The following is an 11707-nucleotide window of genomic DNA, read 5'->3' as shown; positions in this document are numbered from 1 at the left end:
CCGTGACCAGGACAGAGGTGGTCAAGCCCGGCATGTGCGGGCCCAGCTCGCTGTTCATGGGCGAGGTCGGCGACTGGACCTGGGACACGGTCAGCGCGCTGTGCGGCACCAACGCCTTCGACGCGCGCAACGCCGCCGGCGACCCGACGTACCTGTCGTTCTACTACTTCCACGTCAGGGGCAGCCGGGACCTGCACGTCAACGCGCTGACGTTCGGCGACGAGCTGGCGGTCACGTCCAGGCTGTTCGGCTTCGGCAGCGAGTCGGTGCTCGCCCTGCACCGCATCGGCCGCGGCGGCGGCCGGACGGGCGAGCTCGACCCGGACCGCTTCTACGCCTTCGACGACCCCGGCTGCATCTACGTCGAGACCTTCAACCGGTGGATCTCGCGCGGCGCGCCCGGCAGCAACGAGGGGCTGGTCAAGTCGTCCCCGGTGGACTTCAGGCACGAGCACCTGCCGACGCTGCCCGGCGCGTACTCGCCGAGGAAGGTGTACGGCCACGCCAGGAGCACCGGCACGTTCCTGGCCCGCAAACCGGACGATCCGGTCACGTTCACCGCCGACTACCCGGTGGAGCCGTCCAGGGACCTCAACGGCGTGGGCCTGCTCTACTTCGCCTCCTACTTCGCGATCGTCGACTGGGTGCTGCTGCGCTTCTGGCGGCACAGGGGGCTCGCCGTCGCCGACTTCCTCCGCCGCGTCGTCCTGGACCAGCGGCTCTGCTACCTGGGCAACGCGAACGCCGACTCGGTGCTGCGGCTGCGCCTGGAGTGCTGGCCGGCGCCGGACGGCGAGGGCGAGGGCGAGGACGAGGAGATCGTCAACCTCGTCATGGAGGACCGGGGCCGCGTGATCGCGGTCAGCACCCTGCGCGTGCTCAGGAGGGGAGACACCGATGGCGACGCGTGAACACGTCGAGGGCGTCGTGCACAAGGCGATCGACGAGATCCTGCCCGGCGTCGAGATCGACGGCCGGGCGCACCTGAAGGACCTGGGCGCGGACTCCGTGGACCGGGTCGAGATCATCATGGCCGTGCTCGACCGGCTCGGCGTCCGCGAGCCGCTGTCCTCCTTCGGCGGCGTGCCCAGCGTCGACGCCCTGGTCGACTTCCTGTGGGAGCGTGTGAGGTGAACGTCGGAATCGAGGCACTCAACGTCTACTGCGGCCTGGCCCAGATCCCGGTGCCGGAGCTGTTCGAGGGGCGCGGGCTCGACGCCGAGCGCCTGGGCAACCTGATGATGCGCAACCGCTCGGTCGGCCTGCCCTTCGAGGACCCCGTGACGAACGCCGTCAACGCCGCCCGGCCGATCGCCGCCGGCGAGGACCGCATCGAGATCCTGATCACCTCCACCGAGTCGGGCCTCGACTACAGCAAGTCGGTGGCCTCCTACGTGCACGAGTACCTGGGCCTGCCCAGGAGCTGCCGGGTCGTGGAGGTCAAGCAGGCGTGCTACGCGGCCACGGCGGCCGTCCAGCTCGCCGCCGCGTACGTCGCCTCGGGGGTGTCGCCCGGCGCGAAGGCGCTGGTCATCGCGACGGACGTGGCGCTGGTGGACGAGCGGGCCGCCTACGCCGAGCCCGCCATGGGCGCCGGGGCCGCCGCCGTGCTGATCAGCGACCGGCCGCGCGTCCTGGACCTGGATCTGGGGGCGTTCGGCAACCACAGTTACGAGACGATGGACTCGGCGCGGCCGGGGCCGACGTTCGACATCGCCGACTCCGACCGCTCGCTGTTCGCCTACCTCGACTGCCTCACGAGCTGCCTGGCCGGCTACCGGTCCAGGGTGGAGGACGCCGACTTCGCCACCACCTTCGACCACCTGGCCATGCACACCCCGTTCGCCGGGATGGTCAAGGCCGCGCACCGCAAGCTGATGCGCGAGTCGGGCGGCGGCACGGCGTCGGTCGAGGAGGACTTCGAGCGGCGGGTGCTGCCCTCGCTCGCCTACCCGAGACGGGTGGGCAACCTCTGCTCCGGCTCGGTCTACCTGGCCCTGGCCAGCCTGATCGACCACGCCGCCCTGGACGGCCCGGCCCGGGTCGGCCTCTACTCCTACGGCTCGGGCTGCTCGTCGGAGTTCTTCAGCGGCCTGGTCGACGAGGAGTCGGCGAGCACGCTGGCCGGGATGCGGATCGGCGAACACCTGGACGGCCGCTGCGAGCTCGGCTTCGACGAGTACGCGGCGCTGCTGCCCGACACCCTCACCTGTCTCGTGCCTGAGCGGGACAGGCAGGTCGACGTGGGCGCGTACGAGCACCTGCTCAGCCGCGCCCGCTTCGACCGCGACCTCCTGGTGAACACCGGGACGAAGGACTACCACCGAACCTACGAATGGCTGGCACCATGACCGACACGGAGATTTTCGAGACCGTCAAGCAGAACGTCCTGAAGGTGCTGCCGGACCTGCGGCCCGGCGACGTGACGACCGAGGGCACCTTGACCGACCTGGGCGCCAACAGCGTCGACCGGGCCGACGTGGTCACCATGAGCATGGAGGACCTCGGGCTGACCGTGCCGGTGTCGGAGTTCCAGGAGGTGCACGACATCCGGTCCCTGGTGGACCTGCTGGCGAGGCACGCATGAGGGTCGTCGTCACCGGCATGGGCGTCGTCTGCTCGATCGCCTCGACCGTCCCGTCGTTCACCAGGGCGCTGCGGGCGGGACGGTGCGGGATCGGGCCGGTGCCCGACCCCGGCGACGGCGGCCCTCGGCTGGCCGCCCTGGTCAGGGGCTTCCGCTTCCAGAACGCGGTGGCCGCCCGCCGCCTGCCCGAGGAGATCGCGCGCAGCGCCCTGCGCGCGGCCGGCCGTTCGCCGCAGCCGCTGCAGATGGACCTGGTCGCCGCCATGCAGGCGTACGAGCAGGCGGGGCTGCACGAGGCGCGGGCCGACCCGGAGCGGATGGGCCTGGTCGTGGCCGGGCACAACCTCAGCTCCGGCTACGCCCACGACCTGCACCCCAAGTACGAGGACAATCCCGCCCACCTGCCGGCCAGGTTCGCCCTGCACTTCATGGACACCGACCGGGTGGGCACGCTCAGCCAGGTGTTCGGCATCAGGGGCGAGGGCTACACCGTGGGCGGCGCCTCGGCCAGCGGCAACGTGGGGATCATCAACGGCAGCCGGCTGGTGGAGTCGGGGGCCGTGGACGTCTGCCTGGTGGTGGGCGCCATGACCGACCTGTCGCCGATGGAGAAGCGCGGCCTGGCCACGCTGGGCGCGGTGGCGGGCGTCGAGGAGCCGCAGCAGGCCAGGTGCCGGCCGTTCGACGAGGACCACGAGGGGTTCGTGCCGGGCCAGGGGGCCGGGTGCGTGGTGCTGGAGAGCGCCCGCTCGGCCGCCGCCCGCGGCGCGACGGCGCTGGCCGAGCTGTGCGGCTACGACCTGAAGCTGGACGCCAACAGCCTGCCCGACCCGCGCGAGGAAGGCGAGGCCAAGGTGATGGTCAACGCCATGGCCAACGCCGGAGTGGGGCCACGCGACATCGACTACGTCAACGCCCACGCCACGGCGACGCCCAGCGGCGACGTGGCCGAGCTGGCCGCGCTGCGCAGGGCGCTGGGGGACAGCTTCGGCCGGCCGTGGGTCAACTCCACCAAGGGGCTGGTCGGCCACTGCATGTGCGCGGCCGGCGTGGTGGAGGCGATCGCGACCGTGGTGCAGATGCGCCGCGGCTTCGTCCACCCCAACCTCAACCTGCGCCATCCGATCAACCGCGACTGCCGGCTCGCACCCGGCAGGCTGCGCGCCGCCGACATCCGCTACGCGCTGTCCAACAGCTTCGGGTTCGGCGGCTTCAACACCTGCATAGTCCTCGGGCGTGAGCGTTGACCGACGGCCGACGCATAGCGCCCAGGGTCAGGGGTAGCGAAAAAGAGAGCAAAAAAGGGAGCTGACATGACCACCCAAGGTAAGGGCTCGTACCAGATCACCGGATGGGACGAGAAGCCCTACGAGGAGAAGAAAGGCCAGCCCAAGCTCAGTCAGGCCCACGTCACCAACGCCTGGAGCGGTGACATCGAGGGCGAGGGCCACGCCGAGTACCTGATGGCCTACGCCAGCGACACCGAGGCCAGCTTCGTCGGCCTGCAGAAGGTCGTCGGGAGCGTACGCGGCAAGAAGGGCTCCTTCGTGCTGCAGGCGACGGGCACCTTCGACGGCGGCGTGGCCAAGGCCGACTGGTCCGTCGTGCCGAACTCCGGCACCGACGAGCTGAAGGGCCTGAGCGGCAAGGGAGGATACGTCTCCAAGACCGACGGCTCGGCGGAGGTCACCCTCAACTTCAACCTCAAGTAGGGCCGACACATGCGAGTACGCGGGGCCGGGGGCCCCGCGTACTCGCATGTCAGGATCTGCTCAGTGTTGAGCAGACCGCCTCGCGCCCGCGCGCGACGATGGCCGCATGGACACTGAAGTGATCGTCGTCGGTGGCGGCCAGAGCGGGCTCGTCGCGGGCTACTACCTGAAGCAGGCCGGCATCCCCTTCGTCATCCTCGACGAGGAACCCCGCCTCGGCGCGGCGTGGCGGCAGCGCTGGGACTCCCTGGAGCTGTTCACGATCGCCGAGTACTGTGCCCTGCCCGGCCTGCGCTTCCCCGGCGGGAAGAACCGCTTCCCCAGCAAAGAGGAGATGGCCGACTACATCGAGGCGTACGGCGAGGAGTTCGACCTGCCGGTCAGGCTCGGCACCCGCGTCACGTCGCTGGAGCCGATCGAGGGCGGCTACCGGCTGGAGACCACGAAGGGCACGTACGAGGCGCCGCAGGTGATCATCGCGACCGGCGCCTACCGGGTGCCGAAGCTGCCCGAGCTCGCCGGCAAGCTGGACCCCGAGGTCTTCCAGGTGCACACCGGCCGCTACCGCAATCCGTCCCAGGTGCCGGGTGGGACCGTCGTCGTGGTCGGCGCCGCCAACTCCGGCGCCCAGATCGCGCCCGAGCTGGCCGCCGGGCGCCGCGTCCTGCTGTCGCAGGGCTCGCCGCTGCCGCACTTCGGCCGCCGCTTCCTGGGCAAGGGGCTGCACTGGTGGGGCGACAAGTTCGGGCTGATCGCCAAGCCGCTGATGGGCGAGCGCGACCGGCTGCACAAGAAGACGATCCTGGTCGGGCCCAGCCTGAAGAAGCTGGCCAAGCGGCACCGCTTCGAGCTCGTGGGCCGTACGGTCGACGCCGAGGGCCGTACGATGCGCTTCGAGGACGGCCGCTCGGCCGACGTCGACGCCGTCGTCTGGGCGACCGGCTTCCGCTACGACTACTCCTGGGTGCACGCGCCCGTCGTGGCGGACGGCGGCGGCATCGAGCAGGACCGCGGCGTGACCGCCGCCCCCGGCCTGTACGTCCTCGGCATGCAGTGCCAGCACTCCTACGGTTCGGCGCTCATCTGGTGGGTAAAGGACGACGCGGCTTATCTGGTCGAGCGCATCAGGCAGTTCCGTCCCCAGGCGGTGGCGGGCAGAAGGGGTTGAGCGACATGTCCAGGCAGGTGGCGCTGCTGCGCGGGGTGAACGTCGGCGGCCGGAACATGGTGAGCATGGCCCAGCTCCGCGAGCTGCTGGAGGGCCTCGGCTTCGAGGACGTCAGAACCCACCTGCAGAGCGGCAACGTCGTCTACACCAGCGGGAAGAGCCCCGACGAGGCGGCGGCCGAGATCCGGGCCACGCTCGCCCGCGACCTGGGCGTCCAGGTGCCCGTCCTGGCCAGGACGGGCACCGAGCTGGGCGAGATCCTCAAGGCGAACCCGCTCGGCGACGTCGCCGCCGACGACGCCCTCTACCTCGTCACGTTCCTGTCGAGCAGGCCCGACGGCAAGCCGATCAAGGCCCTCGACCCCGACGCCTTCAAGCCGGACGTGTTCCGGCACGTCGGCAGGGAGATCTACGTCTGGTGCCCCGACGGGGTGCGCAACACCAAGCTGTCCTACGCCTTCTGGGAGAAGAAGCTCGGCGTGACCGCCACCGCCCGCAACTGGAAGACCGTCTCCAAGCTGCACGAACTGGCCGCCGGCTAACCCGCCAGCAGGCGCTTGAGCGTCTTGCCGATCGGCCCGCGCGGCAGCGACCGGGTGACGACGTACCGCGCCGGCCGCTCGGCCGGTTCCAGCCGGTCGGCGGCGAAGGCGCGCAGCTCGTCCTCGGGCACGGGGGAGCGCAGCACGACGGCCGCCGTGACGCCCTCCGGCCCCTCGAACGCGGCGGCCTCGACCACCTCGGGATGCCAGTGCAGGGCGTGCTCGACCCGCAGCGAGGAGATCCGGCGACCGCCGGCGGTGATCACGTCGGCGGCGCGGTCGAAGACGCGCAGCCGGCCCTCACCGTCCAGCTCGCCCAGGTCGCCCATGTGGGTCCAGCCGTCGAGGAAGGTGCTCTCGTCGGCGGCGGGGTCGTTCAGGTAGCGGCGGCGCGGGGCGGCCGAGCGCAGGCAGATCTCGCCCGCGTCGGTGATCTTCACCTCGGTGCCCGCGCTCGGCAGGCCCAGCAGCCCTTCGTCCGCCTCGGTGGGCGCGGTCTCGATCGGGCGGTGCACGAAGGCGGGGGCCGACTCCGTCGAGCCGTAGCCGATGACGATCCGCACGCCCGGCAGCGCCTCCATGAGCCGGGCCACCGTGGCCATCGGCACCGGCGCCGAGCCCAGCATGAGCGCCCGCAGGCCGGACAGGTCGTACCGCTCGTGCCAGCCGTGCGCCACCATCCGGGTCGCGGTGGACGGCGGCACGATCGCCATCGGCACCCGCAGCTTGTCGAGCATGCGGGCCACGTTCTCCGGCCCGAGGTCGGTCAGCACGTGCGTGGTCGCCGGGGCGGTCATCGCCGTCATCAGCGCGCTGTGCCCGGCGTTCGTGCCCAGCGGGACGGCCGCCAGCACCCCGTCCACGCCGGTGAACAGCTTTCCGCGGCCCTCGTGGCCGTAGGTGAGGTTCGCGACGGGCACCGCCACGGCCTTGGGACGGCCGGTCGTGCCCGAGGTGTAGAGGATCTCGGCGACGTCGTCGTCCCGCGCGCCCGCCGCGTCGCCCAGAGGGCCGGGCAGGACCTGGCCCACCCCGCACTCGGCCAGGCGGGCCCGCGTCTCGTCCTCCGGCAGCGCGGGCGGCAGGCCGAGCACGGTGCCGCCGGCCAGGTGCACGGCGACGGCGGCGACGGCGTGCTCGATCCAGTCGTCGTGCCGCAGCGCCGTCCGGACCGGGGCCAGCCGCGCGGCCAGCTCCTCCGACCGGGCGGTCCAGTCCGCCACCCGCAGCTCGCGCTCGCCGTCCACGACGAGTGCCACGTGATCGCCCGCACGGGCGCTGACCAGTTCTGCCGGGTTCGTCGTCATGCGGCCGATGGTAGGAAGCCCGGCGCTCCCCGGATGCTCAGTGTTGAGCAGACCCGGAGGGCGATCTCGTGTGGGCTTGATGCGGCATGGGTCCGCGAAGAAGTGGGACGGCTGCCAAGAACAAGGGAGGCGATGACATGAACCAAACCGGTTCGAGTACGCGCGGCCAGCTGTTCGCCACCATCGGCGCACTCCTGGCCCTGGCCCTGGCGTCGATCGACGTCTCGGTGGTGGGGGCGGCGATGCCCCGGATCGCCGCCGACCTGCACGGGCTGTCGATGTACGCGTGGGTGGGGGTCTCCTACGCCGTCGCGGCCGCCGTCGTCGTGCCGATCGCGGGGAAACTCGGCGACATGTTCGGCCGCAAACCGGTGCTCCTCGTCGGCCTGACGGGCTTCCTGGTGGCGTCGTGGTTGTGCGGCGCGGCCCAGACGATGCCCCAGCTCGTCGGGGCGCGAGGGCTGGCGGGGCTGTTCGGCGGCGTGCTGATGGCCAACGTCTTCACGCTGCTCGCCGACGTCTACACCCCGGAGCGCCGCACCCAGATGCAGGGCGTCTTCTTCGGCTTCTCCGGCCTCAGCATGGTGATCGGGCCGCCGCTCGGCGGGCTCATCACCGACAACTGGAGCTGGCGCTGGGTCTTCTACGTCAACGTGCCCGTCGGGCTGCTGGCGATCGCCGCCGTGCTGATCGGCGTGCCGTTCGTGCGCAGCGGCGCGAGCTGGCGCGACATCGACTTCGCCGGTGTCGTCACGCTCGTGGCCGGGCTCGTCCCGATCCTGGTCGGGCTCACGCTCACCGGCGACGGTCACGCCTGGACCTCGCCCGAGGTGCTCGCGCTGCTGGTCGGCGGCGCCGTGCTGCTCGTCGTGTTCTACTTCGTAGAGACGCGGGTGGCCAAGAACCCGCTGGTGCCCTTCGCGCTGTTCCGCAGCAACCAGGTGTCCGTCATGGCCGTGATCGCCTTCTTCTCGGCGTTCGCCATGATGGGCACGGCCTTCTACGTGCCGCTGCTCTACCAGGGCGTGCTCGGCGTGAGCGCGACCCACTCCGGCACGCTGCTGATCCCGATGATGCTCGGCCTGATGCTCATGGCCCCGATCGCCGGCAAGGCGATGACGGCCATGCCGCGCTACCGGCTGCTCGGCGTGTTCGCCATGGCCGCCATCGTCGCCGGGCTGCTGATCCTGTCGGCCGTCGGGCCGGACAGCGGCCAGGGCCTGCCGATCGTCGCCATGGTGCTCATCGGCGTCGGCATCGGCATCGCGTTCCCGATGGCCACGGCCGTCACGCAGAGCGCGATCCCGATGGAGCAGGTGGGCGTCGGCACCAGCCAGATCCAGTTCTGGCGGATGATCGCCGGGCCGGTCTCGCTGGCGATCCTCGGCTCGATCATGTCGTCCCGGCTCGGCGTGGCCGGTCAGGGCGGCGAGGGCGTCGCGCCGACGGTGCTCGCCGACGCGCTGGGCGACCTGTTCCTCGCCTGCGCGATCGCGGTGGGCATCGGCCTGGTGGCCAGCCTGTTCCTGAAGGAGGTCCCGCTGCGCGACATGTCCATGGGCAGGTCGAAGGCGGGCAAGGCGGACCAGCAGGCCGCGCGCAACCAGGGGCGTGCCGCCAGGGCGTGACCCCGGTCCACCGGGTGGCGGGGCCGTGCGCGGCCCCGCCATCGCCATGTCCGCCCGCACGGGCCCGCTCGTCCGGGCCTGCTCACAGTTGAGCAGACGGGCGCGGGCGCGCGGGCGAGGCTGCTGACATGGACTCCTACCCCCTCCCCAGGACGTGCCCGCTGGACCCGCCGTCCGAGTACCGGGACCTTCAGGCGGGGCGGCCCATCACGCGCGTCCGGCTGGACTTCGACGGCAGCGAGGTCTGGCTGGTGACGCGGTACGAGGACGCCCGCGCCGTGCTCGGCGACGCCCGCTTCAGCTCCGACTTCGCCACCCCCGGCTTCCCGGCCCGGCTCACCTCGCAGCCCCCGGGGCCGGGCACCTTCATCAGGATGGACCCGCCCGACCACTCGCGGCTGCGCCGCCTGCTGCTGCCGGAGTTCAACCGCAGGCGCGTCGAGGCGCTGCGCCCGGCCATCCGGCGCATCACCGAAACGCTCGTCGACGAGATGGCCGCCCAGGGCCCGCCGGCCGACCTGGTCCAGACGCTGGCCCTGCCGCTGCCGTCCCAGGTCATCACCGAGCTGCTCGGGGTGCCGTACGAGGACCGCGACTACTTCCACGAGACGACCAAGGTCATCGGCGACCGCAACGTGGAGCCCGAGCAGCGCATGAAGGTCCGCGAGGACCTGCGCCACTACCTGGAACGGCTGGTCGCCGAGCGCGAGCAGCGGCCCGCCGACGACCTGCTCAGCCGCCTCGGCGCCCACCGCGAGACGGCCAAGGTCAGCCGGGAGGAGGTCGTCGGCATCGCGACGCTGCTGATGGTGGCCGGCTACGAGACCATCGCCAACCAGATCGGCGTGGGCACCGTCGCGCTGCTGGAGAACCCCGCCCGCCTGGCCGAGCTGCGCGAACGCCCAGAGGCGCTGCCCGCCGCGATCGAGGAGATCATCCGCCACCAGACCGTCATCGACTACGGCGCCCGCCGCGCGGCCACCGCCGACGTCGAGGTCGGCGGCCGGCTCGTCAGGAAGGGCGAGGGCGTGGTCGTGGTGCTGGCCGCGGCCAACCGCGACGAGGAGGTCTGGAGTGACCCGGACCGGCTCGACTTCGGCCGCTTCGGTGACGTCGCCGACCGGCAGGAGCATCTGTCCTTCGGCTTCGGCATCCACCAGTGCATGGGCCAGCTCCTGGCCCGCGCCCAGCTGGAGGTCGCCTGGTCCACGCTGTTCGCCCGGCTCCCGGGGCTGCGCCTCGCGGTGCCGCTGGAGGAGGTGCCCTTCCGCTCCGACATGTTCGTGTACGGCGTCCACGCGCTCCCGGTGACCTGGGGATGAGCCGCGACCCGCGGGACCGGGTCCGCGCGCTCTTCGACCCGGGCACCGTCCGGCCGCTGCCCGGCGACGACGGCTGCGGCGTGCTCGCCGCCCGGGGCAGCATCGGCGGCGGCCCGGCCGTCGCCTACGCCACCGACCCCGGCCGCATGGGCGGCGCGATGGGCGCGGAGGGCTGCGCCGGCATCGTCCGGGCGATCGACCTCGGCGTCCGGGAGCGGGCGCCCGTCGTCGGCCTCTGGCACTCCGGCGGCGCCCGGCTGGGCGAGGGCGTCACCGCGCTCGACGGCGTCGGGCAGGTGTTCGCCGCGATGGTCCGGGCCTCCGGCGTCGTCCCGCAGATCTCCGTCGTGCTCGGCCCGGCCGCCGGCGGCGCGGCCTACGGACCGGCGCTCACCGACGTGGTGATCATGAGCGAGAGCGGCCGCGTCTTCGTCACCGGCCCGGACGTCGTCCGCAAGGTCACCGGCGAGGACGTCGACATGGAGCAACTCGGCGGCCCCGTCCCGCACAGCAGGCGCAGCGGCCTGGCCCACCTCACCGCCCCGGACGACGAGGGCGCCATCGGCTCCGCCCGCCGGATCACCGCCCTGCTCGGCGGCCAGGGCGAGCTGCGCCCCTGGGAGGCCCGCGCCGACCCCGGGCTCGGCGACCTGCTCCCCGAACGCGCCAACCGCGCCTACGACGTGCACCCCATCGTCGCCCGCCTGCTCGACGGCCCCGGCGAGGAGCTGCACCCGAAGTGGGCGCCCAACCTCGTCACCATGCTCGGCCGGCTGACCGGCAGGACCGTCGGCGTCATCGCCAACAACCCGCTGCGCAAGGGCGGCTGCCTCGACGCGGCGGCGGCCGAGAAGGCCGCGCGGTTCGTCCGCATGTGCGACTCGCTCGGTGTGCCCCTCGTGGTGCTCGTGGACGTGCCCGGCTACCTGCCTGGCGTCCGTCAGGAGTGGGACGGCGTGGTCCGGCGCGGCGCCAAGCTGCTGCACGCCTTCGCCGAGGCCGTCGTGCCCCGGGTGACGCTGGTGCTGCGCAAGTCCTACGGCGGCGCGTACGTCGCCATGAACTCCCGCGCCCTGGGCGCCTCCGCGGTCTACGCCTGGCCCACCGCCGAGGTGGCCGTCATGGGCGCCGAGGCCGCCGTGGACATCCTGCACCGCAGGAAGCTGCGCGACGGCCCCGAGGACGGCCGCGAGGAACTGCGCCGCCGGCTCGTCGCCGAGCACGAACGGGAGGCCGGCGGCGTCGGCAAGGCCGTGGAGATCGGCGTCGTGGACGAGGTGATCGAGCCCGCCGGCACCCGGCTGAGGCTCGCCGAAGCCCTGCTCAAGGCCGTGCCGCTGCGCGGCGACCACACCAACATCCCGCTGTGAAGCCCCTGCTCACTATTGAGCAGGCAGCACGGCGGCCCCTCATTAGCGTGACGAACAAGCCGACAGACGGA

General features: G+C 72.2%; 12 protein-coding genes. 11 read left to right on the top strand and 1 reads right to left on the bottom strand.

Annotated elements, in window-relative coordinates; genetic code table 11:
• Positions 1-2 precede the first annotated feature (2 nt).
• The 8 genes from ACWCSU_RS29380 (at position 3) to ACWCSU_RS29345 (ending at position 6009) form a co-directional block, all read left to right on the top strand.
• Complete coding sequence (locus ACWCSU_RS29380) at positions 3-911, top strand: LnmK family bifunctional acyltransferase/decarboxylase (protein WP_449939248.1); 909 nt, start codon at positions 3-5, stop codon at positions 909-911.
• Positions 898-1134 carry a phosphopantetheine-binding protein gene (locus tag ACWCSU_RS29375; protein ID WP_125645256.1) on the top strand — a complete coding sequence of 79 codons (237 nt, stop codon included), beginning with the start codon at positions 898-900 and terminating at the stop codon, positions 1132-1134. The genes ACWCSU_RS29380 and ACWCSU_RS29375 overlap by 14 nt, the downstream gene beginning before the upstream one ends.
• Entirely contained in the window at positions 1131-2351 is a 1221-nt protein-coding gene (locus tag ACWCSU_RS29370) for a hydroxymethylglutaryl-CoA synthase family protein (RefSeq protein ID WP_357703643.1), read from the top strand. The genes ACWCSU_RS29375 and ACWCSU_RS29370 overlap by 4 nt, the downstream gene beginning before the upstream one ends.
• Positions 2348-2587: a phosphopantetheine-binding protein gene (locus ACWCSU_RS29365; protein ID WP_364093395.1), complete on the top strand. Its 240-nt coding sequence runs from the start codon at positions 2348-2350 to the stop codon at positions 2585-2587. The genes ACWCSU_RS29370 and ACWCSU_RS29365 overlap by 4 nt, the downstream gene beginning before the upstream one ends.
• On the top strand, positions 2584-3834 hold the full coding sequence (locus ACWCSU_RS29360; RefSeq protein ID WP_364093398.1) for a beta-ketoacyl synthase N-terminal-like domain-containing protein: 1251 nt from the start codon (positions 2584-2586) through the stop codon (positions 3832-3834). The genes ACWCSU_RS29365 and ACWCSU_RS29360 overlap by 4 nt, the downstream gene beginning before the upstream one ends.
• A gap of 66 nt (positions 3835-3900) precedes the next feature.
• Complete coding sequence (locus ACWCSU_RS29355; protein WP_357703635.1) at positions 3901-4299, top strand: DUF3224 domain-containing protein; 399 nt, start codon at positions 3901-3903, stop codon at positions 4297-4299.
• A gap of 106 nt (positions 4300-4405) precedes the next feature.
• Positions 4406-5467: a flavin-containing monooxygenase gene (locus ACWCSU_RS29350; protein ID WP_357703633.1), complete on the top strand. Its 1062-nt coding sequence runs from the start codon at positions 4406-4408 to the stop codon at positions 5465-5467.
• 5 nt (positions 5468-5472) lie between these two features.
• Positions 5473-6009: a DUF1697 domain-containing protein gene (locus tag ACWCSU_RS29345; RefSeq protein ID WP_357703630.1), complete on the top strand. Its 537-nt coding sequence runs from the start codon at positions 5473-5475 to the stop codon at positions 6007-6009.
• Here ACWCSU_RS29345 and ACWCSU_RS29340 read toward each other — a convergent pair.
• A complete protein-coding gene (locus ACWCSU_RS29340; RefSeq protein WP_449939241.1) occupies positions 6006-7316 on the bottom strand; it encodes a class I adenylate-forming enzyme family protein in 1311 nt (436 codons plus the stop codon). The two genes, ACWCSU_RS29345 and ACWCSU_RS29340, sit on opposite strands and share 4 nt — an antisense overlap.
• 137 nt (positions 7317-7453) lie before the next feature.
• Here ACWCSU_RS29340 and ACWCSU_RS29335 point away from each other — a divergent pair, with 137 nt between their 5' ends.
• The 3 genes from ACWCSU_RS29335 (at position 7454) to ACWCSU_RS29325 (ending at position 11636) form a co-directional block, all read left to right on the top strand.
• On the top strand, positions 7454-8944 hold the full coding sequence (locus tag ACWCSU_RS29335; protein ID WP_449939238.1) for an MFS transporter: 1491 nt from the start codon (positions 7454-7456) through the stop codon (positions 8942-8944).
• A gap of 128 nt (positions 8945-9072) precedes the next feature.
• Positions 9073-10266 (top strand): cytochrome P450, encoded by a 1194-nt coding sequence (locus ACWCSU_RS29330; protein ID WP_449939235.1) that lies wholly within the window; start codon positions 9073-9075, stop codon positions 10264-10266.
• Positions 10263-11636 carry an acyl-CoA carboxylase subunit beta gene (locus ACWCSU_RS29325; RefSeq protein ID WP_449939233.1) on the top strand — a complete coding sequence of 458 codons (1374 nt, stop codon included), beginning with the start codon at positions 10263-10265 and terminating at the stop codon, positions 11634-11636. The genes ACWCSU_RS29330 and ACWCSU_RS29325 overlap by 4 nt, the downstream gene beginning before the upstream one ends.
• The last annotated feature ends 71 nt before the right edge of the window (positions 11637-11707 follow it).

It is taken from the genome of Nonomuraea sp. NPDC001699 (assembly GCF_053596455.1).
This window is presented reverse-complemented; position numbering and strand designations above follow the sequence as displayed.

Coding starts and splice junctions, on each gene's coding strand:
- ACWCSU_RS29350 (WP_357703633.1), top strand. CDS start 4,406: ATGGACACTGAAGTGATCGTCGTCGGTGGCGGCCAGAGCGGGCTCGTC.
- ACWCSU_RS29375 (WP_125645256.1), top strand. CDS start 898: ATGGCGACGCGTGAACACGTCGAGGGCGTCGTGCACAAGGCGATCGAC.
- ACWCSU_RS29325 (WP_449939233.1), top strand. CDS start 10,263: ATGAGCCGCGACCCGCGGGACCGGGTCCGCGCGCTCTTCGACCCGGGC.
- ACWCSU_RS29355 (WP_357703635.1), top strand. CDS start 3,901: ATGACCACCCAAGGTAAGGGCTCGTACCAGATCACCGGATGGGACGAG.
- ACWCSU_RS29345 (WP_357703630.1), top strand. CDS start 5,473: ATGTCCAGGCAGGTGGCGCTGCTGCGCGGGGTGAACGTCGGCGGCCGG.
- ACWCSU_RS29365 (WP_364093395.1), top strand. CDS start 2,348: ATGACCGACACGGAGATTTTCGAGACCGTCAAGCAGAACGTCCTGAAG.
- ACWCSU_RS29360 (WP_364093398.1), top strand. CDS start 2,584: ATGAGGGTCGTCGTCACCGGCATGGGCGTCGTCTGCTCGATCGCCTCG.
- ACWCSU_RS29330 (WP_449939235.1), top strand. CDS start 9,073: ATGGACTCCTACCCCCTCCCCAGGACGTGCCCGCTGGACCCGCCGTCC.
- ACWCSU_RS29335 (WP_449939238.1), top strand. CDS start 7,454: ATGAACCAAACCGGTTCGAGTACGCGCGGCCAGCTGTTCGCCACCATC.
- ACWCSU_RS29340 (WP_449939241.1), bottom strand. CDS start 7,316: ATGACGACGAACCCGGCAGAACTGGTCAGCGCCCGTGCGGGCGATCAC.